The organism is Pseudomonas sp. WT-JTC (genome assembly GCF_056711565.1).
On the sequence record NZ_CM160042.1, the window covers coordinates 3,486,675 to 3,507,510 of the forward strand.

Sequence of the window (20,836 nt, forward strand, 5' to 3'; positions counted from 1 at the left end):
GCATGCACTCGCCGCCATTGCTCGCCCTGGCGCTGTTGTCTGCGTCCGCGCTCGGCTATGAGGTGCTGCTGCTGCGACTGCTTTCGATCATCCAGTGGCACCATTTCGCCTACATGATGATCAGCGTCGCGCTGCTCGGCTACGGCGCCGCCGGCACCGCCGTGGCGCTGGCGCGGCCTGTGCTGGCGCCGCGCTTCCACGGCGTGTTCATCGGCGGCGCGGTGCTGTTCGGGCTGAGCGCCATCGCCTGCTTCAGCCTGGCCCAGCAGGTTCCGTTCAATCCCCTCGAGATTCTCTGGGACGCGCGGCAGTCGGCGCGCCTGCTGCTGATTTACCTGCTGCTGTTCGTGCCGTTCTTCTGCGCGGCGGTGTGCATCTGCCTGACAGTCACCTGCTTTCAGGAACAGATTCATCGGATCTACGCCTTCGACATACTCGGCGCCGGCATGGGCAGCCTGTTGATCGTCGTCGCACTGTTCGCCCTGACGCCCGTCGATGCGCTGCGGCTGCTGGGCGGCACCGGCATCGCCGCCGGGGCGCTGGCCGGCATGGCTTGCACGGGGTATAGGCACTGGCTCGCGCCGTTACTGCTGGCGGCGGCAGTCGCGGTGCCGGCCGGCGTCCCCGGGCGCTGGATCGCCCTGTCGCCCTCCGAGTACAAGGAACTGAGCCAGACGCTGCGTATCAAGGATGCGCGCGCAATCGCCCAGACCTGGAGTCCGCTGGGCCTGCTCACGGTCGTCGACAGCCCGACCATTCCCCTACGCTACGCGCCGGGCCTAAGCCTCAATGCGACACAGGAACCGCCCGCACAACTGGCCATCTTCACCGACGGCGACGGCCTTTCCGTGCTGAACCGCTATGACGGGCGCCGCGAGCCGCTCGCCTACCTGGACTACCTGACCTCGGCTCTGCCCTATCACCTGCTGCGGCAACCCCGCGTGCTGGTGCTGGGCAGCGGCGCCGGCGCCGATGTGCTGCAGGCGATCTACCACGGCGCCAGCGCGGTGGATGCCATCGAACTGAACCCGCAGGTGATCGATCTGGTCCAGCGCCGCTTCGCCGACTTCTCCGGCAAACCGTACAGCGCGCCCAACGTCCGTGTGCTGATCGGCGAGGCGCGCGGCCTGGTGGCTTCGCGCAGCGAGCCTTACGACCTGGTCCAGATCGCCCTGCTGGACTCCTTCGGCACCGCCTCGGGCGGCCTGCATGCGCTGTCCGAAAACTACCTGTACACGGTGGATGCCTTCGCCGAGTACCTGCGCCATCTCGCGCCTGGCGGCCTGTTGGCCATCACCCGCTGGGTCACCCTGCCGCCCCGCGATGTTCCCAGGCTGCTGGCCACCGCGGCCGCGGCCATCGAGCGCGACGGGCAGACCAGCGCGGCGCGTCGCATCGTCATGATCCGCGGCTGGAAGACCGCGACGCTGCTGGTCAGCAACAGGGATTTCGACGACGCCGGCATCGCCGTGCTGCGGGAGTTTTGCCGGGCGCGCTCCTTCGACCTGGCCTACTACCCCGGGATGAACGTGACCGAGGCGAACCGCTACAACCTGCTCGACCGGCCCTGGTTCTTCGACGCGGCGCAGGCCTTGCTGTCCGGCGAGCGCGCGGAGTTCCTGGCGCGCTACAAGTTCGACGTGCGTCCGACCACGGATGATCGGCCGTATTTCTTCCACTTCTTCAAGTGGCGCTCGCTGCCGGAACTGCTGGCGCTGAAGGCGCAGGGCGGCCTGTCAATGCTGGAGTGGGGCTATCCGGTGCTGATCGCCACGCTGCTGCAGTCCGGCGTGGCCGCCGTGCTGCTGATCCTGGCGCCGCTATGGGTGGCGCGGCGGCGCCAGCGGCGCTCTCGAGATGCGGCTTTGGCCAGGTTCGAACTTCGAGTCGTGTCCTACTTCGCAGCCATCGGCTTCGCCTTCATGTTCGTGGAAATCGCCTTCATCCAGAAGTTCACCCTGTTCCTCAGCCACCCGTTGTATTCGGTGGCGGTAACGCTCAGCGCGTTCCTGATCTTCGCTGGCCTCGGCAGCCATTACTCCGGCCGGCGACGGGGGGGCATTGGAACGGGTGTGGGGCCCCGTCATCCGCTCGCGCGGCCAGTCCTGGCGATCTGCGCGATCGCCCTGCTCTACCTGATCGCCCTGCCCCCGTTGTTCCAGTTGCTGGCGCCGGTGCAGACCCTCGCCAGGTTCGGCATCTGCGCCACGCTGGTAGCGCCGCTGGCGTTCGCCATGGGCATGCCGTTCCCGCTTGGACTCGGGCGCGTCTCCGCGTGCGCCGAAGCACTGGTGCCGATCGCCTGGGGCGTCAACGCCAGCGTATCGGTGGTGGCGGCCGTGCTGGCGACCCTGCTGGCGATCCACCTGGGTTTCACCGTGGTGTTGCTGCTGGCGTTGCTGCTGTATCTCGCGGCGGCGGTCATGTTTCCCTGATCGCGGCGGTTCGGAGCGAAACGTCAACAGACCCTGGAGAGACGAATGGCCTGCTGGAACGCCGCTTGCAGCAGTTCACACGTCTCGCCGTGTCGATCAGCGAGGGCGACGCCTTTCCTGCCTCGAAGCTAAACATTTGAAAATGTAGACGTGTGCGTCATGCCAAAGATGGGAGGTTCCGTGCCGCAAGCAATGGGTCTTGGTTGACGCAGTCGAGTCGTAAGAGCTGGCTTTCATTCCATAGCTGCCGGTGGTGGCCGGCAGAAACCGGCCAGAAGCGGTCTCTCAGGCAGGGCCATCAAGCCCTGGAAACAACCCGCACAGCACAAGCCGCAACCAGGGAGGCCGCGGCTCTTCAAATGCTCAGATGAGCGCCTGACCGGGGGGATTTCCCTGCCGGCCGACGATAGCGAAATAACAATTACCATCAGTCGTCAGGCAGCCAGGCAATTATCGTTTCCCCTTCAAGGAGACTACGCAAAGATAAGCACCCCAAAGCAGACCACACACGGCAAGTATCAGCTCCGGATTGAAAATGTTCTGATCGACCGGCGCCACCCGGATTTCGCTGTAAAGGCACAAGACGCCAGCGATCAACGCCATAAAGTAGTTGGTCCGGGTTCTCGTCCGGCGCAGCAACAGAACCTTTTTCAGACCCTCGTCTTTCCACTCTTGCCGGGGCATGCACTGGATTTCCTCCAGCACCACCACACCCCACAGCAACGCGCACAACCAGTAGCCAATCATCATGTAGTCCTCCAGTTGGAACTTTGATTCAACATGAATGCAGCGCGTATTCCGCGCTCAACCTACAAATTTTGCAGAGAGGTCAATATGCTTGAGTTGAACGGATCCCACTATCGACGTTAGCTGGACATCCTTGTGGAGATATCGGCCAAGCGTTTGTAGTGGTTCCACTACAGGCAGGCTGGATCGGCTGCGTCGGATGGCAAGGCGTTCTAGGTCAACAGGCCGTTTTCCAGTGCATAGCGGGCCAGTTTGGCATTGCTGTCCATCCCGGTTTTTTCCAGGATGCGTGCCCGGTACGTCGTGACGGTACTCGGGCTCAAGTGCAGTATCTGGGCGATGCGGACAATTCTCTCGCCTGCTGCGAGCAGCTTGAGTACTTCAAGTTCCCGGTCGGATAGTGCTTCGTGGGGTGCCGCGTCGCCTCTGCCGATAGCGTTGACCAGTTTTTCCGCCAGCTCAGGACTGACGTGCTTGCCGCCTGAGGCCACCTTGCGAACTGCCGCAACCAGGGTGGCTGCGGAAATATCCTTGGTGAGGTATCCCGCAGCGCCGTGCTTCATGGCGCGTAATGCATAGGCCTCGACCGAATGCATGCTCAACATCAGAACGGCGAGCCTGGGCTTCTCCGCACGCATGAGTTTGAGGAGTTGGAGACCGGTTTTGTCGGGCAGCTGGATATCGACCAGCGCCACGTCGAAATCCTGCTCCCGGATCAGCAGCATTGCGTCCTGTGCCGTCTCTGCTTCACCTGTTACTTCGATCTCGCCGGCAGTCTCCAGCATGCGTCGCACGCCGTTGCGCACGATGCTGTGATCATCCACCAGCAAGACTCTGATTTTTTGCTCAGGCATCTGTATTTTCCATTCGTACCCGCACTAACCCTGCGGCCAGTGACCGGCAAGCCACGGAATCGGCTGCAGAGCTTGACGTTAGCAGGCCGCGATTGCATTGCAAGATGACAATTTCCCCTGGATCCGGGGCATTGCGCCAACCTTGCTAGTATTCCCTAAGCTGACGCTCGGTTTTCACCATGGGAAACACTGCGTGGCATCAACTTTGACTGGACACAGACATGGCCACAGTAACGACACCGATCGAAGTTTTCGACATGAAGACGTTGCTGGCAGCGCTGCAGGCGTTGCGCAAAGGTGACTTCACTACGCGCATGCCGGAAGACTGGACCGGCATGCCGGGCAAGATCGCCGACACGCTCAACGAAATCATCGACATGGCAGCCGACACCACCACCGAATTCGAACGCGTGGCGCGACTGATCGGCAAGCAGGGCAAGGTCGATGAGCGCATCGAATTGCCGATGATGAAAGGCTCATGGCAAAAGATCGTCAACTCGAGCAATGCGCTTACCAGCGACCTCATCAGCCCGATGAACGAGATCATTCGCGTTGTCGGTTCGGTGGCCGAGGGTAATCTGAGCCAACAGGTACCACCGGTACTCAACGGCCTGAAACTGCGGGGCCAGTTCCTCAAGTCCGCCGGGATCGTGAACACCATGGTGACGCGACTGGGCTCCTTCGCTTCCGAAGTGACCCGCGTAGCCCGCGAAGTCGGCACCGAAGGGATTCTCGGTGGGCAGGCCAATGTCAAAGGAGTGTCCGGCACCTGGAGGGATCTGACCGATTCCGTCAACGACATGGCCGCCAACCTGACCACCCAGATGCGCAACATCGCTTACGTGACGACCGCGGTGGCCAAAGGCGATCTGGGCAAGACGATTACCGTCGAAGCCAAGGGTGAGATTCTCGAGCTGAAAAACACCATCAACACCATGGTCGGCCAGCTCTCGAGCTTCGCTGCGGAGGTGACCCGCGTGGCGCTGGAAGTCGGTACCGAAGGCAAGTTGGGCGGTCAGGCGGAAGTGCGCGACGTATCAGGCACCTGGCGCGACCTGACCGAATCGGTCAACGGCATGGCGGCCAACCTGACCACCCAGGTGCGCAACCTCGCCCAGGTGACGACGGCGGTGGCGCGTGGCGACCTCGGCAAGAAAATTACCGTTGAAGCCAAGGGCGAGATTCTCGAACTGAAAAACACCATCAACACGATGGTCGACCAGCTCTCCAGCTTCGCCGCAGAGGTGACCCGCGTGGCGCTGGAAGTCGGCACCGAAGGCAAGTTGGGCGGACAAGCCGAAGTGACCGGCGTATCCGGTACCTGGAAGGACCTGACCAATTCGGTCAATGGCATGGCGGCCAACCTGACCACCCAGGTGCGCAACATTGCCGACGTGACGACGGCGGTGGCCAACGGCGACCTGTCGCGCAAGATCACAGCCGAAGCGAAAGGTGAAATTCTCCAGCTCAAGGAAACCATCAACACCATGGTGGACCAGCTCTCGACCTTTGCCGACGAAGTGACGCGCATGGCCCGCGAAGTGGGGACTGACGGCAAGCTTGGTGGACAGGCCAAGGTGGCGGGCGTTGGCGGAACCTGGAAAGACTTGACCGACTCGGTCAACAGCATGGCGGCCAACCTGACCAATCAGGTGCGCAACATCGCCGACGTGACGACGGCGGTGGCAAAGGGCGACCTGGGGCGCACGATTACCGTGGAAGCCAAAGGCGAAATCATGGAGTTGAAGAACACCATCAACACAATGGTGGACCAGCTCAACAGCTTTGCCGCCGAAGTGACGCGGGTAGCACGCGAAGTCGGCACCGAAGGAAAGCTCGGCGGACAGGCACAGGTGCAAGGCGTGTCCGGCACCTGGAAGGATTTGACCGAAAACGTGAACTTCATGGCGGCCAACCTGACCAGCCAGGTGCGAGGCATCGCAAAAGTGGTGACCGCGGTAGCCAACGGCGACATGAAGAAGAAACTGACACTGCAAGCCAAGGGCGAGATCGCCGAACTGGCCGACACCATTAACGGCATGACCGATACGCTGGCGCTGTTCTCCGACCAGGTGACCTCGGTGGCGCGTGAAGTGGGCGTCGAGGGCAAGCTGGGCGGCCAGGCCAACGTGCCGGGCGCTGCCGGCACCTGGCGCGACCTGACCGACAACGTGAACGGCCTGGCGGCCAACCTGACCAATCAGGTGCGTGCAATTGCCGACGTGGCGACGGCCGTGACCAAGGGCGATCTGACCCGTTACGTGGAGGTGGAAGCAAAGGGTGAAGTGGCGGAATTGAAGGACAACGTCAACGAGATGATCCGCAACCTGCGGGAAACCACGCGGCAGAACGCGGAACAGGACTGGCTCAAGACCAATCTCGCGAAATTTACCCGCCTGCTGCAGGGCCAGCGCGATCTGGCGGCTGTCTCCAAGATGGTGCTGTCGGAACTGGCTCCGCTGATCAACGCCCAGCACGGTGTGTTCTACATGATGAACGAGAGCCCGCCCGATCCTGCGAAACTCAAACTGCTGTCGGCGTATGCGTACAAGGGCAACATCAATGTCAACGATGAGTGGCGGCTCGGCGAGGGCCTGGTCGGGCAATGCGCTTACGAGAAGCGGCGCATCCTTTTGACCGATGTCCCCGGCAATTACGTCGCGATTTCATCGGGACTGGGTGCGGCCGCCCCGCTGAATATCATCGTGTTGCCGATCCTGTTCGAGAACAAGGTCAAGGCCGTCGTCGAAATGGCTTCATTCACGCGCTACAGCGTCATTCATCAAACCTTCCTTGATCAGCTTGCTGAATCGATTGGCATCGTGCTCAACACAATCGAAGCCAATATGCGTACCGAAGAACTGCTCAAGCAGTCGCAATCGCTGGCGCAGGAGTTGCAAAGGCAACAGGAAGAATTGCGCCAGACCAACGAGGAACTGGAGGACAAGGCTGGAATGCTGGCGGAGCAGAAAGCCGAAGTCGAGCGCAAGAACCGCGAAGTCGAAATCACCAAGCTGTCGCTGGAGGAGAAGGCGGAGCAGTTGACGCTGACTTCGAAGTACAAGTCCGAATTCCTCTCCAGCATGTCCCATGAGCTCAGGACGCCATTGAACAGCTTGCTGATCCTGGCCCAGCAGCTCAGCGACAACGCCGAACACAATCTCACCCCCAGGCAGGTCGAATATGCCAGGACCATCCGTAGCGCCGGCAAAGACCTGCTGGAGCTGATCGACGAGATTCTCTATCTGTCGAAGATCGAGTCGGGTACGGTCACACTGGATCTGAATGAAGCGCTGTTCGCCGATCTGCACGACCAGATCGAGCGCACCTTCCGGCCGGTCGCCGAAAGCCGGGGCCTCACCTTCACGATTGAACTGGCGCCTACCCTGCCCCCCGTCATCTGGACCGACGAAAAGCGCCTGCTGCAGGTGGTCAAGAACCTGCTGTCCAACGCCTTCAAGTTCACTGAGCAAGGCAGCGTCAAGATCAGCATCGCACCCGCTGTGTCCGGGTGGAGCGTGGATCACAGCGAACTGAATCACGCCGAAGCGGTGGTCGCCTTCGTGGTCACCGACACCGGCATTGGAGTCTCTGCCGGCAAGCAGAAACTCATCTTCGAAGCGTTCCAGCAAGCAGACACCGGAACCTCACGAAAATACGGCGGCACCGGCCTCGGTCTGTCGATCAGCCGCGAGCTCGCACACCGGCTGGGCGGTGAGCTGCGGCTGATTGCCGGTGAGATCGGCAAGGGCAGCATTTTCGCGCTGTACGTGCCCTTGCGCACACGGGATGCCCAGCGTCAGTCGCCAGACGAATCAGCGACAGAGGTAGAGACAGTACCTGACCAGGTCAGGCGCGACCTCATGCCAGGCCCGTCTGCACAGATACTGGACGACCGCGAGTCTGTCCAACCCGGGGACCAGGTGCTGCTGATGCTCGAGAGCGACGCCCGATTCGCCAGTATTCTGCTCGAGGCCGCGCGCCAGAAGGGATTCAAGGCTATCGTCACGACCCGTGGCACGGATGCGCTGGAGCTTGTCGAGCGCTTCAAGCCCGCCGCGATCACCCTGGACCCGGGCCTGACGGACATCGATGGCTGGTTGCTACTCGAGCAGTTGAAGCGAGATTTCGCCACGCGTCACATCCCGGTCCAGATCATTTCGACCGCTGACGACCGCACACGCGGGCTGCGCTATGGCGCTTTCGACTTTTTGCTCAAACCGGTCACAGCCGACGAAATTCAAAATGCGCTGGTCGGCATCGTGGCGTTCGCACGACGCAAGACCAGGAGTCTGCTGCTCGTCGACGGCGACGAAGGCAGCCGCGCCCGCATCCTCGATCTGCTCGGCAATACCGACGTGAAGGTCGCAACGACCGACAGCGGCGCTGGAGCCTTGAAGAAACTGGCAAAGAAACGCTACGACTGCATGGCAATCAACCTCAAACTGCCCGACGCATCCGGTATCAGCTTTCTCGAAGCGTTGCAGGAAGACCACGCAATGCGTGAATTGCCAATCGTGGTCTATGGTGCAGAGACACTGACCAAGCCGGAACACGAGCGTTTCAGGACACTGCTCGGCAAGGGCGTCATCAAGGCAGTTCAATCCCCCGAGCGCATACTCGACGAAACCGCGCTGTTTCTACACCGCGTCGTAGCCAGGCTGCCGCAGACCCAGCGCAGGATGCTGGAAAAACTCTATGAGGGCTCGGACAGTCTGGAGGGCAAAAAAGCCCTGGTGGTCGACGATGACGTGCGCAATATCTTTGCCCTGACCAGCGTGCTCGAGTGCAACAAAATGCTGGTGGCCACGGCCGAAAACGGCCGGACCGCCATAGAACTGCTGCAGCAGCAGCCCGATACCGACATCATCCTGATGGACATCATGATGCCCGGGATGGATGGCTTTGAAACCATGCGCCAGATCCGTACATTCAAAAGATTTGAGACCCTGCCCATGATTGCGCTGACGGCCAAGGCGATGATGGGTGATCGTGAAAAGTGCCTCGAGGCAGGAGCATCGGACTATGTCAGCAAGCCGGTGGATACCGACCAGCTGCTGTCACTGATGCGCAAATGGCTCTATCGATGACGCTGGACCACGCCCATTGCGCGACAGCAAAAGTGGCATTGTGCGCAAGCTTACCGGTGCTGCCGTCAAGGCTGGAGACGCTGGCGCAAACTGAAGTGGCATAAATATGCAGCAGGAACCCCCGGTACTCAAAGAGATAACCCAGGTGCGGCAACCGCTCCCGCCTGATGGCGTGCCAGCATCGGTGTTGCTGGTGGATGACAACCCCGCCAAGCTTACGGCGCTGGCCGCGGTGATTGCCGACATGGGCCTGGATATTGCCACGGCGACTTCCGGGCGCGAGGCACTGCGCCTGCTATTGCAGCGCGACTTCGCAGTCATCCTGCTCGACGTGAAAATGCCCGTGATGGACGGTTTTGAAACCGCGGCACTGATTCACGGCCGCCCGAAGTCGGCCCACACGCCCATCATCTTCGTCACAGCCGAGGCCGATACGGATACCGAGCGTTTCCGCGGTTATACGTCCGGCGCAGTGGATTACATCTTCTCGCCGATTGTGGCCGAAGTTCTTCGCGCCAAGATCCGGGTGTTTGTCGACCTGTTCTACCTGCAGCGCAAACTGACGATGCAGGCCGAAGAATTGCTGCAATCGAAGCTGCAACTGCGTGAGCTGGCCTCCTATCAGGAGCACATCAAGGAAGAAGAGCGAAAGCGCATCGCACGCGACATCCATGACGAGCTGGGACAGAGTCTGCTGGCGTTGCGAATCGATGTCTCCATGTTGCAGGCGCGCACCAGTACCATGCACCCCAAGCTCAACGAAAAGGCCAGCGATGCGCTGAATCACCTCGATACAGCCATCCGCAGTGTCCGCAGTATCATCAATGAACTTCGGCCGCCCGTACTCGATCTGGGATTGCAGGCAGCGATCGAGTGGCAACTTGAAGAGTTCCGCCAGCGCAGCGCGGTCGATTGCACGATGTCGGTGAAAGACCAGGATTTGCGTTGCGAGCTGAATGAAAAATCCGCCACGACACTGTTTCGTATCGTGCAGGAGTCGCTGTCGAACATTGCCCGGCACGCGCAAGCGACACAGGTGCATATCGAACTCTACAGGGACGGTCGCCGACTCTACCTACAGATCAAAGACAATGGCGTAGGCATGACCGATCGCAAAAAATTGAACTCGTTCGGACTGGTGGGGATGAAGGAACGCATCAGCATGCTGGGCGGGGAATTCACCATCGACAGCGCACCGCACAAAGGAACGAGACTGACGATATCGCTGCCACTCGACTGACCCGGATGGCATTGAAACACTATGGCCCGGGCCTTTCAGACCGGCCAACCAGGGGCGGTGTATTTTAATCGTCGCTCCCCAAGAGACCGGACGATCAATCGCACAGATGGCATAATCGCAAACTGTTTATAACAGGGGCGCATGAATGACCGTCGAAAGCTATGACCAACTCGCGATCTTCTCGGCCGTGGCCCAGGAGCGCAGTTTCACCCGCGCCGCCGCCAGGCTCGGCATGTCTCAACCGGCCTTGAGCCGGGCGATGCGTCAGCTGGAGGAGCGACTGGGGGTCAGGTTGCTTGCTCGCACCACGCGAAGCGTCTCCCCCACCGAAGCCGGCGAGCATTTGCTGCGGGTGATCGCCCCCCGGTTCGAAGAAATCGACAGTGAGCTGGCATTGCTCAGCGAGTTCCGCGACAAGCCGGCCGGCAAATTGCGCATCACGGCGGGTGAGCACTCGGCGATTACGCTGTTGCATCCTGTGCTGGCGAAGCTGCTGCCCGATAATCCCGATCTCAATATCGAAATCATCGTCGACTACGGCTTGACCGACATCGTCGCGGAAGGCTTCGATGCCGGTGTGCGCCTGGGCGAGCAAGTCGCCAAGGACATGATCGCGATGCGCATCGGCCCTGACATGCGCATGGCGGTGGTGGGCTCTCCGGCGTATTTCACCCGTTATCCCAAACCAGTCATCCCCAGTGACCTCATGATGCACAACTGCATCACCCTGCGCATGCCGACTTACGGCGGCCTGTTCCTCTGGGAGTTCGAAAAAGACGGACAAGAACTGAAGGTACGGGTCGAAGGCCAACTGGTGTTCAACAACATCGCCATGCGCCTGGAGGCGGCCCTCCAGGGACTGGGACTGGCCTATATGCCGGAGGACCTGGTGCTGGAGCATGTAGCGCAAGGTCGGTTGGTTCACGTGCTCCAGGACTGGTGCGAACCCTTTGCTGGCTACCACCTCTATTATCCGAGCCGGCGCCAGAGTTCACCGGCCTTCACCTTGCTGCGCGAAGCCCTGCGCTATCTGGGTTGATTAGGCTGGACGCTATCCAGCGCTTCACCGGCGCGCTTGGCCGCGGCGGCATCACCCTGGTCAGCCAGCAGTTGAACCAGCTGACGTAACTGCGCAGCCGTCAGGCCGACCCGCAGGCTGGCAGCCATGTGCGAGCGCAGTTGCGGCTCGACACCGGGAGTGACGGCTAAAGCCGCGACGGTGGCCAGTTCACGACTTTGCCAGTCCAGGTTGTCACGCTCGAAGATGTCGCCAAACAGATGCGCCTGCAAGTACTGGTTGATGACGGGAACGAAGTCGAACAACGGGCCCTGCACCGGCGCACCGGCGATTCGCGTCTGATTGGCTTTGCCCGCCGCCAGCAGTTCATCGCCGACGGGAATGACCCGGCCGGGCTCGCGCCCTGGATCGTCCTGAACGCCGCGTTGCTTGCATGCCTCGACCACCTTCATCAACTCGCCGAGTGCATTGAGGCTGCGTGGAAAGCCGCTGTAGGCGTAGAGCTGCACCAGAGTTTCCTTCGCCTCGCTGACCGTGAGGCCGGCATCCAGCCCTTGATTCAATGCGGTATTGAGCGCGGACATGTTGCTCGTGGCCATGGCGGCGGCCATCAACGGGATGGCCTGTTGCCTGGCGGACAGCGTCCCGGACACCGGTTGGGTCGCAGTCTGGGCTTGCGGTGCCTGCGAACCTTGGGCGTTGTATTGCTCGTCGGTCACTTTCTCCAGCCATTGCACACTCTTGCCATCCACCGAGCCCGTCACGGCCAGGTGCGTCATGGCGCTCGTCGCAGCGGCGCCATGCCAGTGCTTGACGCCCGGCGGGCAGACGATCACGTCGCCCGGGCGGATTTCCTGCACCGGCTTGCCCCATTCCTGGACCCGCCCCACGCCGGAAGTCACCACCAATCGCTGTCCTGCGGGATGGGTATGCCAGGCCGAGCGCGCGCCCGCTTCGAAGCTGACATAAGCACCGGAAGCATTGATCTCGTCCGTGGCGGGAAACAAGGGATCGACGCGTACCCGCCCGGTGAAATAGTCCGCGGGGCCCGCAACCGAAGCCTGACTGCCCGCCCGGCTAATCTGCTGCACAGCCCGGGACTCACTGGCATTGTCTGCACCGACGGCGTCGGCAAAAGGCGCCGCGGCGCACACCGCGATGCCTATCAAGGTGTTCTTCATGAGGACGTATCCCTTCAAGTCAGAGCGTTCCGGCGTAAAACGCGGTCAACTGGCCCATTGCGACGTCCACATACGCAGGCACCCAGTAGGTGTCGATGTGGGTCGCGCCATCGATGGTGAACAGTTTTTTGTCCTGGGTACCGGTGGCCTTGGCAAAGGCTTGTTGCGACATGTACAGGCTGTCGGCCTTGCTGCCTGCAATCATCAGCAACGGCTTGTCGATCAGCTCGATCTGATCCGTGGCATCGAAGCTCATCAGGTCCATCAGGCTGCTCTGGGTGTAACGGAAGGTCGAGTTGGGGTGAGCGTGGGTCTTGCCGTAGTACTCGAAGCCCTGTCGGTACAGATCGAACGGCAGCCTGGCAATCTGCTCATCAGTCAGTCTGGCATCACCGACGTAGAGCACCTCCCCACCCGCCGCTTCCTGGGCGCGGGCCGCCGACGCCTGCTGCAAGCGATCCTGGATCGTCGACAGCTGCGAATCCTGGTAGCCATTTCGGCGAACCAGCCCGGAGTTGAACATGCTCAAGGTCGCAATCGCCTGGAAGCGCTTGTCGGTCCGCGCCGCCGCCAATGAATAACCGCCACCGCCGCAGATACCCAGCAAGCCCAGACGCTTGCTGTCGACGCCGGGATAGCCGGCAATGAAGTCCGCCATGCCATGGATGTCATCGATGCGATGCGCCGGTTTGTCGACATTGCGCGGCTCACCACCACTGGCCCCCTGATACGCCGCATCCGCCGTGATCGTGATGTAACCCTGATCCGCCAGACGCTGGGCATACAGGCCCGCAACCTGCTCCTTCACCCCACCATTGGGGTGCGCCACGACGACGACCGGGTATTTTCTCGCCGCATCATAGTTCGCCGGGGTGTAAACGTTGGCGGCAATGTCCAGGCCATCGAGCTTGTAGGTGACCGGATGGATGTTGACCTTGCCCGGTTCGTTCTTCGTCAGCGCGCCACCGTAGGTCAACGTGAATGGATTCTTCCTGTAGTCGCCGGCTTCGGCTTCGGCACCGGACATCCCGATCATGGCGGCCATCAACGTGGCCTTGAGCGTGGTTCGCATCATGGGAATACTCCTGATATTTCAAATGTGTGTGAGGGGCGGCCGATATCGCCGCGCTCCTGGTCAATCCAGATGTTTTTCAGCGAGAAACCGCGAAACCAGATCCGCGATCTCGACGTTGTTAATGTCCGAAAAAGGAAAGTGGCTATTGCCCTTGATACCGATCTCCGGCAGGTGAACGAGCCTGACGTCACCGCCATGGCGATTCACCGTATCGCGCCACAGGCGCGCCATCTCGAGCGGTGCGCGCCAACTGTCCTGGGCCGGTAGCCGAACGGGTTGGTCGGGGATGTTGTCGCCGTAGAAGATAACGATGGGGATTCGGGTCAGTGCTTTGAACTGATCCGCCGATACGGCCAGGCCAGAGAGCGTGTCGAACGCGCTGGCAATCGGTGCGGGCACCTCCCCCTCTGGAAACACGAAACCGCTGCCCGGTTCGAACGCCACGATGGCCCGCACGTTCGAGCTTTTGATCGCCGCCAGCCAACCGGGGCCGCCACCCTGGGAATGCGTAAACAAGATGGCCGGACCGGTCTTTTCCAACAGAGCGCACACGCCATTGGATACGACGTCAATGTCGTAGGGTCCGGTATTGGGCGTCATCGCCCGAAAGAACTGCTCCAGCGCCGTCTGCCCACGTGGAAACTGGCTGCCTTCGAAACTCTCGGGCCACAGGCCGATGCGAAACTGGTTGAACCACAGTTGCTCGTCCGGCACCGGTTTGATCGTCGTTTCAACCAGGCTGCGTCCCGCATCGCCACGGCGCGGCTGGTCGATCAGGTACGTGGAGAATCCCCGCCGCAGGAAAATGTTCTGGAACCCTTCACGGCCGTCGGCCGTTGTCTCCCAGGACTTCGCGGACTGCCCCGCGCCATGCAGCATGAGAATCGGCAGCGGACGAGCGCCGACGGGAACCTGATAGAACGCATACACATGATCGCCGTGATAGGTCTGGCCATCGGGCATCAACGGTTTGTAGGGGTCGAAGGTTCCCGGCTGAGTGATCGATCCACCGCCGGCAGTGAGGCTGCCCTGATCCTTGATGATCAGCGGGGCGTGATCGTCAGCGCCGACACACGCCCCGGCGCCCAGTGCGAAACAAAGACTGCCGGCCTTTGCCGCGGCGGGCACGCATTGACGGATGAAGCTCTGGATCATGACTTGCTCTCGGTCTGATATCGCCGGGAAGCAAATTACCTGTCATCGATTAATCGATAAAGCGCGCCAATCACATAGCACTGATACCAGATTCACATAAGTCTGATTGGCAGTACGAAAAGTTCACCACTTGCGCAAGTGGTGAACCTGGGCCGGAAGCAGCCCTTCGTGACAGCCAATAGCGGCCATTCATCAACACTCATGGCTTAGGCCGTCTGCCTACGTATAGCGAGAATCGCAGCCCCAAACCCGATGAACGTTACCCCCACCACCCGGCTAACCCAGCGGGACAACTCGGGTCGTACCAGCACGCCCTTGGCACGCGAGGCCAGTGCGGCATACAGGCTCAACGACGACACCGAGAGCGCCATGAAAATCGCGGTCAGGATCAGAAATTGTGGGAACAGGGCCGCGCCTTGGTCGATGAACTGCGGGAACAACGCCGTAAAAAACAGAGTCGCCTTGGGGTTGGAGAGCGCGGTAAAAAACGCCGACCTGTACAGTTTTAGTCGTGTGGGCCGCAGGCGCTGCCCCTCCTGAATGCCATCAGCCAGCAGCGGCGTCTTGTTGAGCAACTGCCTCACCCCAAGGTAGAACAGATACCCGGCACCGACGATCTTTACCATGTTGAACAACCCTTCGGAGCTGGCAAGCAGTGCCCCCAACCCCAGCATCGCAGCCGCCGACAGGCAGAACAGGCCACTGGCATTGCCCAGCGAGGACCACATTGCGCTGCGTTGGCCATGGGCGAGGCTGTTGTTGATCGCCATCAGTGTCGCAGGCCCCGGGCTGGCGATGGCAATCGCGGCGACCAGGGTAAATGCCAGCATAGTGTTCGGGTCCATGGTTCCAGTCTCGTAGAAAATTGAAGGCATACTACCGAAGGCTTCGTTGCCTGATGATGCAAATTACTCATCACCTACAGGAGCAACCGGAGCACCGCCAGCGACGCCACAGCAATAGCGACTGTGAACAGCATCGGTAACCGCCACGCGGCAACCAGTGTGATGCCCAATGCAATCAACTCTTCAGGATGAGGCGAGACGAAGTGTGGAGCGATCACCGAGATCAGCACGCACCCCGGTGCGGCCTCCATGACCGCGTGGGCACGTGGCCCGAGCTTGCGTTTGCGCAGCAGCAGATATCCCGCCAGGCGTGTTGCATAGGTGGCTGACGCCATGCCCACGATCGTCAGCAAAGCCGCCATGCTGATCATGGCTCTATCGCCCGCAGGCAAGTGAATAGCATCCTGGCGATGACGCCAGCAAACACGAACCAGGCGCCGGGTACCGTAAGGTAGACCAGGATCGCAACGAGCAGACTGATCAACCAGGAAAAGGCCAACCGCGGGCCTTTCCACATCCCCCTGAGCGGCACGATGAAGACCGCCGGGATTCCATTGGAGCAGCCTGAAAAGCTCGCTCTGTTGATGTCGCAATGGTTGGATAAGATGGGTTGAAGGCGTGCGAAGCCTGCACACGATTAACCGCCGCTGATTGGCACCTGTGACCGCTCGCTTTGGCTAGTCAGTCGCCCATTGATCCCAGGAGCCACTGCCGAAATATCTCCGCAGAGGCAGAACGCTTGCGATGTTTCAGCGATACAAGGAATTCGCCATTGCCAGTCACGCATTCGAAAGACGTAACCCGCTGCAATTCCCCCTTGGCCAGCGCTTCATCAGCCATGAACGTCCACGCCAGGCCGATGCCCATGCCTTGCTGAACGGCCCGATACGCCAACGTCAGCTGGTTGAAGACCGGGGCTTTGTCCCGCGGTATGTAGTCGATGCCAAAGTGGCCGAACCATTGATGCCAGTCCAGACACTGCCAGGCGCAAGTGTCGATTTGCACCAGGTTGGCCTGCGCCAATTGTTCCAGCGTCTTTATCCCCGAGACTTCCAGTGAAGGATGAGCCACCGCATAGACAATTTCCGGCAGCAGGAAATCACTGTCCAGCGAGGGCCATTCGCCAGAACCATAGAGAATGCCCACGTCGAAATCATTGAGGCTGGCCTCATCGAACTCGTTGATCGCGTGGACATGCACGGCGATGTCGGGGTACGCCTTGTTGAATTCGATCAGCTTCGGGAACAGCCAGAACTGGGCCAGGGCGTGGGTCGCCAGCACCGAGACGGCGTTGGACTGATGGGCATTGCGAATTCGCGTGACGCTTTGGTACATCGTGGCGAGGAGCACATTGACTGTCATCAGCAACTCATCTCCTGCGCTGGTCAGCCTGACACCCCGTGGTTTGCGCTCGAAAAGCGGAACGCCCATACAATCTTCAAGCTGGCGCATCTGTTTGCTCACGGCACTCTGGGTAAGAAATAGCTCGCCAGCCGCACCCGTGAAGCTGGCATGTCGCCCCACCGCCTCAAACGTGATCAGGGTCTCCAATGGGGGCAAGGTGCGCAGGTAACGGTTGATCAGGATTCTCCTCGGCGGGTGACCATGGCACGACATTCCGCACAGGAATGGGTGGCCAACTTTTTATCGCAGGTTGCGCTTATATACCATGGCTAGAATGCCGCTAAACAGCCTGCCAGAGCAGAGATGATGAATAGCGGGATTTTATTTGCGATATTGGCGGGTGCCATCTGGGGTGGGGTGATTATCGCCCCTTCGTTGCTGCCGGAATTCAATACCGTGCTGATCAGCAGTGTGCGGTTTGCGATGTACGGGCTGATCTCGCTCCTCGTGGCTTTACCGATTGTATCCCGCCTGCTCTCACAGTTGACGCGCCGCGATGCCTTGATGCTGCTTCGTCTTTCATTAACCGGAAACATCCTGAACTACGCGCTGCTGGGCGCTTCCGTACAACTGAGCGGGGTGACTGCCGCCGCCCTCATCAACGGCATGATGCCGGTTGCCATTACCTTTCTGGGGGGTGGCGATACAGGGTCCCTGCCCCTGACAAAGCTCAAGCTGCCCTTGTTGCTGGTATTCCTGGGCATCGTATCGGTCAGTCTGGAACATTCAGGCGCGCGGGCGGTGAGTACCTCGCTGTCTTCCCAGTTGCTGGGCCTTGCCTGCGGATTCAGCGGTGTTGTCTGCTGGTCGTGGTACGCCACCCACAATGCCCGTTATCTCAAACAAAGCCATTTCAACAGCAGCGAATGGTCGACGCTGTTGGGCATCGTGACGGGCGTCGTGGCGGTCGTGTTCGGCATCGCTGCCTTGATGCTTTTCCCGAACCTGGTACCCGCTCAGGTTGAAAGCAGCCGCTGGATGACTTTGCTGTGGGTCTGCCTGTTCCTGGCACTCTGTGGTTCGTGGGTTGCCAATGGGTTGTGGAATGCCTGCTCGCGTCGAATGGCCACGTCGTTGAGTGGCCAGATGATCGTGTTCGAAACGCTGTTTGCCTGTGTATACGGTTTTCTGTTCAGCCAGCGGGTGCCTGGCTTGATGGAGGTGACGTCAATCGTGTTGTTGGTGGGTGGGGTTATCTGGGCGGCGAAGCGTCACCGAATGGTGCCGGTGACACATGCTGAACCGTAGCCGCTGCTGGCCGTTTTCTTCCGGTGCTGATCGGCAATGGGTCGTTTTCTGCCTGTCGCGACGGGCAGCAAACGGCTGTGGATTCAACCGGTCATCCAACAATGTACAAACCTATCAGGGGGATTTCCTGCATCACGGATTAGACCCGCTTCGCGATACCACGAAACTGTGTCATGTTGATTTCACAATCGGTGATGGGTCTGCTCTATGACGCTGCAACAACTCCACTACTTTCTTGCCGCCATCGAGCACGGTACGTTTTCCAAGGCCGCAGAGAGTTTGCATATTTCACAACCCTCGCTTTCCGAGCAGATTCTGCGACTGGAAGAACACCTCGGCACGCATGTTTTTATCCGCACTAACCGCCGGTTGATGTTGACCGAGGCGGGACGGCGCTTGCAGCCTTTTGCCCAAGGAATGGTGACGGCGGCTCGACAGGGTTATGAAGCGGTGCAAGCCGTGCGGGAGTTATCCGGAGGCGTGGCGAGTTTTGGCACCTTCGGTACGGCGCACCATTACTTTCTGACGGACCTGATCGAGCAATTCCGCATGCAGCACCCGGACATGCGCATCAAAATCGTGGGCTACAACTCTTCGGAGATCGCCGAACTGGTCAGCCAGGGCGAGCTTGAAGCGGGTCTGGTCATGCTGCCCATCAAGCAGCAGAACCTCGCGGTGAGCGAGCCGGTGTGGTCGGCCCAGGTAGGCTACATCAGCGCAGACCCTGAGCGGCTGAAAGGTCCTAAAACCATCAGCGACCTGGCCGTGGCGCCCCTGATCCTGACCGAGGCGCGCTGGAGCACTGGCGATCCGATTCGCCGGTTATTGGCGCAACTGGCGGCCAAAGGCGGTGAAGTACTGGACCCGATTATCGAGGTGGAGCATCAGATCACCGGGTTCGAACTCGCGGCACGCGGGCTGGGCGATGTCATTGCGACCCGTCCCATTTTGCACCAGTTGGGCTTCAACGACCGCCTTGGCTGGGTGCCCATTACCCCGCCCATCTTCGAAGTATTCGGTTTCATCCATCGACACGACACCCCCATCTCACCACCCACTCGGGTGCTGATCAACTTGATGCGCAGCCACTTGAGCCGCATCCAGAATCTCTACGCCCATCTGGAATCCATCTAGCCATAGGCGATACCTATAGGACACACATGGCTTAGCCCATTCATCCGTCCATTGCGTGGACGGATACTCAAACCACGGACGCCAACAACAGGCGCTTCCAACGTTCGAGGAATGGGGAGTCATAATGTCCAATCACTATTGCATCATTGGCGCCGGGGCCGCTGGTCTCGCCGCACTGAAGACCATGACCGACGCTGGTTTCCAGGTGGACTGTTTTGAAAAGTCCGGGAACATCGGCGGTCACTGGAACACCGACTACGACGCCCTGCACCTGATCACCCCGAAAAGCAGTTCCTGCTTCGACGGCTTCCCCATGCCGGCGGACTACCCGGTTTATCCGAGCCGCGACCAGGTCAAGGCGTACATGAACGCCTACACCGACACCTTCGGCCTGCGCGAGAAAATCTCTTTCAATACCGAAGTTCGCGGCCTTGTCCCGCTGGGCGAGAACGGCGAAGCCGGTTGGCAAGTGACCCTCGCCGACGGCACCAGCAAGCACTACGCCGGTGTACTGGTTGCCAACGGTCACCTGTGGGATTGCAAGGTCCCGGAGGTCGGCCAGCGCTTTACCGGTGTGTCGATCCATTCCGGTGAGTACCGCAACGTCGAACAGGTGAAAGGCAAAGTATTGGTCGTTGGCTTCGGTAACTCCGGCTGCGACCTGGCTGTGGATGCCGCCCAGGCGCGCCTGGATACCACCATCGTTATCCGTCGCGGCCAGTTGTTCCAACCCAAGACTATTTTCGGCGTGCCGCGTGGCGAGTTGCCTTTCCTCGGGCAATTGCCGCCCGAGCAGCAGAACATGGTCATGAACATGCTGATCATGGCCAGCGTCGGCACACACAAAAATTACCCCGGCATGCCGGCCCCGGAAACTTACGACCTGGATGCGCAGCCGCCTGTGGTCAACACCCTGCTGTTGTACTGGATCCAGCATGGTCGTATCAAAGTCGCTCCGGGGATCGAAAACATCGAAGGCAAAACCGTCACCTTCACCGATGGCAGTCAGGGCGACTACGACACCATCGTCTGGGCTACAGGGTTCAACACTCGCCTGCCGTTCCTCGATGAAAGCTTACTGCACTGGCGTAACGGCGCCCCGCTACGCACCGCGGCGATGACCTTGCCGACCAACCTTGAAGGCCTGTTCTACATTGGCCTAGGCGCGCCGCGTGGTCCGCAATGGCCGGTGTATTGCGACCAGACCAAACTGGTCATGCGTTTCCTCAAGCTGCGCGCCGCCGGCATGAAAGGCCTGGCCGGCAAGTTCGCCAAGCTGCAAGCGGCCGAATCGCGCATCGATATCGTCAAACGCGAATGGCTGAGCAACTACCAGGACACCCAGAGCCAACTGGACGTCATGGAACTGGCCCTGCTGCCCCACTCCCTCCCTGAAATCGCCTGATCGGA

The 20,836-nt window shown here is 60.4% G+C and carries 15 protein-coding genes; 7 read left to right on the top strand and 8 right to left on the bottom strand.

What is annotated here, in order from left to right; translation table 11 throughout:
• The first annotated feature begins 2 nt into the window (after positions 1-2).
• A complete protein-coding gene (locus AC06G5_RS15950; protein WP_480457468.1) occupies positions 3-2,435 on the top strand; it encodes an SAM-dependent methyltransferase in 2,433 nt (810 codons plus the stop codon).
• Between the two features lie 450 nt (positions 2,436-2,885).
• Here the strand turns inward: AC06G5_RS15950 and AC06G5_RS15955 are convergent, their stop codons facing one another.
• Positions 2,886-3,185, bottom strand: a complete 300-nt coding sequence (locus AC06G5_RS15955; RefSeq protein ID WP_480457470.1) for a hypothetical protein — start codon at positions 3,183-3,185, stop codon at positions 2,886-2,888.
• Between the two features lie 209 nt (positions 3,186-3,394).
• A complete protein-coding gene (locus AC06G5_RS15960) occupies positions 3,395-4,036 on the bottom strand; it encodes a response regulator (protein WP_413428214.1) in 642 nt (213 codons plus the stop codon).
• Positions 4,037-4,257: 221 nt separating this feature from the next.
• Here AC06G5_RS15960 and AC06G5_RS15965 point away from each other — a divergent pair, with 221 nt between their 5' ends.
• The 3 genes from AC06G5_RS15965 to AC06G5_RS15975 all read left to right on the top strand — a co-directional run bounded on the left by AC06G5_RS15965 (position 4,258) and on the right by AC06G5_RS15975 (position 11,405).
• Positions 4,258-9,126, top strand: coding sequence for a HAMP domain-containing protein (locus AC06G5_RS15965; RefSeq protein WP_413704730.1), 4,869 nt, complete (start codon positions 4,258-4,260; stop codon positions 9,124-9,126).
• A gap of 106 nt (positions 9,127-9,232) precedes the next feature.
• Positions 9,233-10,366 carry an ATP-binding response regulator gene (locus tag AC06G5_RS15970; RefSeq protein ID WP_413704729.1) on the top strand — a complete coding sequence of 378 codons (1,134 nt, stop codon included), beginning with the start codon at positions 9,233-9,235 and terminating at the stop codon, positions 10,364-10,366.
• A 145-nt stretch (positions 10,367-10,511) separates the two neighbouring features.
• Positions 10,512-11,405: a LysR family transcriptional regulator gene (locus tag AC06G5_RS15975; RefSeq protein WP_413704728.1), complete on the top strand. Its 894-nt coding sequence runs from the start codon at positions 10,512-10,514 to the stop codon at positions 11,403-11,405.
• On the opposite strand, the gene AC06G5_RS15980 is transcribed toward AC06G5_RS15975, so the two are convergent.
• The 6 genes from AC06G5_RS15980 to AC06G5_RS16005 form a co-directional block, all read right to left on the bottom strand.
• Entirely contained in the window at positions 11,393-12,565 is a 1,173-nt protein-coding gene (locus AC06G5_RS15980) for a (R)-mandelonitrile lyase (protein WP_480457474.1), read from the bottom strand. The two genes, AC06G5_RS15975 and AC06G5_RS15980, sit on opposite strands and share 13 nt — an antisense overlap.
• A 19-nt stretch (positions 12,566-12,584) precedes the next feature.
• Complete coding sequence (locus AC06G5_RS15985) at positions 12,585-13,640, bottom strand: alpha/beta hydrolase (RefSeq protein ID WP_480457476.1); 1,056 nt, start codon at positions 13,638-13,640, stop codon at positions 12,585-12,587.
• A gap of 60 nt (positions 13,641-13,700) precedes the next feature.
• Positions 13,701-14,795 carry an alpha/beta hydrolase gene (locus tag AC06G5_RS15990; protein WP_480457478.1) on the bottom strand — a complete coding sequence of 365 codons (1,095 nt, stop codon included), beginning with the start codon at positions 14,793-14,795 and terminating at the stop codon, positions 13,701-13,703.
• Positions 14,796-15,001: 206 nt separating this feature from the next.
• Positions 15,002-15,640 (bottom strand): LysE family translocator, encoded by a 639-nt coding sequence (locus AC06G5_RS15995; protein ID WP_480457480.1) that lies wholly within the window; start codon positions 15,638-15,640, stop codon positions 15,002-15,004.
• Between the two features lie 74 nt (positions 15,641-15,714).
• On the bottom strand, positions 15,715-16,011 hold the full coding sequence (locus tag AC06G5_RS16000; protein WP_413704724.1) for an AzlD family protein: 297 nt from the start codon (positions 16,009-16,011) through the stop codon (positions 15,715-15,717).
• Positions 16,012-16,321: 310 nt separating this feature from the next.
• Positions 16,322-17,257 carry a LysR substrate-binding domain-containing protein gene (locus AC06G5_RS16005; protein ID WP_480457482.1) on the bottom strand — a complete coding sequence of 312 codons (936 nt, stop codon included), beginning with the start codon at positions 17,255-17,257 and terminating at the stop codon, positions 16,322-16,324.
• Between the two features lie 90 nt (positions 17,258-17,347).
• On the opposite strand from AC06G5_RS16005, the gene AC06G5_RS16010 reads away from it, so the two are divergent.
• The 3 genes from AC06G5_RS16010 (at position 17,348) to AC06G5_RS16020 (ending at position 20,831) form a co-directional block, all read left to right on the top strand.
• Positions 17,348-18,292: a DMT family transporter gene (locus AC06G5_RS16010; RefSeq protein WP_480457484.1), complete on the top strand. Its 945-nt coding sequence runs from the start codon at positions 17,348-17,350 to the stop codon at positions 18,290-18,292.
• 207 nt (positions 18,293-18,499) lie between these two features.
• Entirely contained in the window at positions 18,500-19,426 is a 927-nt protein-coding gene (locus tag AC06G5_RS16015; protein ID WP_413704721.1) for a LysR family transcriptional regulator, read from the top strand.
• Between the two features lie 124 nt (positions 19,427-19,550).
• A complete protein-coding gene (locus AC06G5_RS16020) occupies positions 19,551-20,831 on the top strand; it encodes a flavin-containing monooxygenase (protein WP_480457486.1) in 1,281 nt (426 codons plus the stop codon).
• Positions 20,832-20,836: the final 5 nt, after the last annotated feature.

Coding starts and splice junctions, on each gene's coding strand:
- AC06G5_RS15995 (WP_480457480.1), bottom strand. CDS start 15,640: ATGGACCCGAACACTATGCTGGCATTTACCCTGGTCGCCGCGATTGCC.
- AC06G5_RS16015 (WP_413704721.1), top strand. CDS start 18,500: ATGACGCTGCAACAACTCCACTACTTTCTTGCCGCCATCGAGCACGGT.
- AC06G5_RS15965 (WP_413704730.1), top strand. CDS start 4,258: ATGGCCACAGTAACGACACCGATCGAAGTTTTCGACATGAAGACGTTG.
- AC06G5_RS15980 (WP_480457474.1), bottom strand. CDS start 12,565: ATGAAGAACACCTTGATAGGCATCGCGGTGTGCGCCGCGGCGCCTTTT.
- AC06G5_RS15950 (WP_480457468.1), top strand. CDS start 3: ATGCACTCGCCGCCATTGCTCGCCCTGGCGCTGTTGTCTGCGTCCGCG.
- AC06G5_RS16005 (WP_480457482.1), bottom strand. CDS start 17,257: ATGTCGTGCCATGGTCACCCGCCGAGGAGAATCCTGATCAACCGTTAC.
- AC06G5_RS15990 (WP_480457478.1), bottom strand. CDS start 14,795: ATGATCCAGAGCTTCATCCGTCAATGCGTGCCCGCCGCGGCAAAGGCC.
- AC06G5_RS15975 (WP_413704728.1), top strand. CDS start 10,512: ATGACCGTCGAAAGCTATGACCAACTCGCGATCTTCTCGGCCGTGGCC.
- AC06G5_RS15955 (WP_480457470.1), bottom strand. CDS start 3,185: ATGATGATTGGCTACTGGTTGTGCGCGTTGCTGTGGGGTGTGGTGGTG.
- AC06G5_RS16020 (WP_480457486.1), top strand. CDS start 19,551: ATGTCCAATCACTATTGCATCATTGGCGCCGGGGCCGCTGGTCTCGCC.
- AC06G5_RS16000 (WP_413704724.1), bottom strand. CDS start 16,011: ATGATCAGCATGGCGGCTTTGCTGACGATCGTGGGCATGGCGTCAGCC.
- AC06G5_RS15960 (WP_413428214.1), bottom strand. CDS start 4,036: ATGCCTGAGCAAAAAATCAGAGTCTTGCTGGTGGATGATCACAGCATC.
- AC06G5_RS16010 (WP_480457484.1), top strand. CDS start 17,348: ATGATGAATAGCGGGATTTTATTTGCGATATTGGCGGGTGCCATCTGG.
- AC06G5_RS15970 (WP_413704729.1), top strand. CDS start 9,233: ATGCAGCAGGAACCCCCGGTACTCAAAGAGATAACCCAGGTGCGGCAA.
- AC06G5_RS15985 (WP_480457476.1), bottom strand. CDS start 13,640: ATGATGCGAACCACGCTCAAGGCCACGTTGATGGCCGCCATGATCGGG.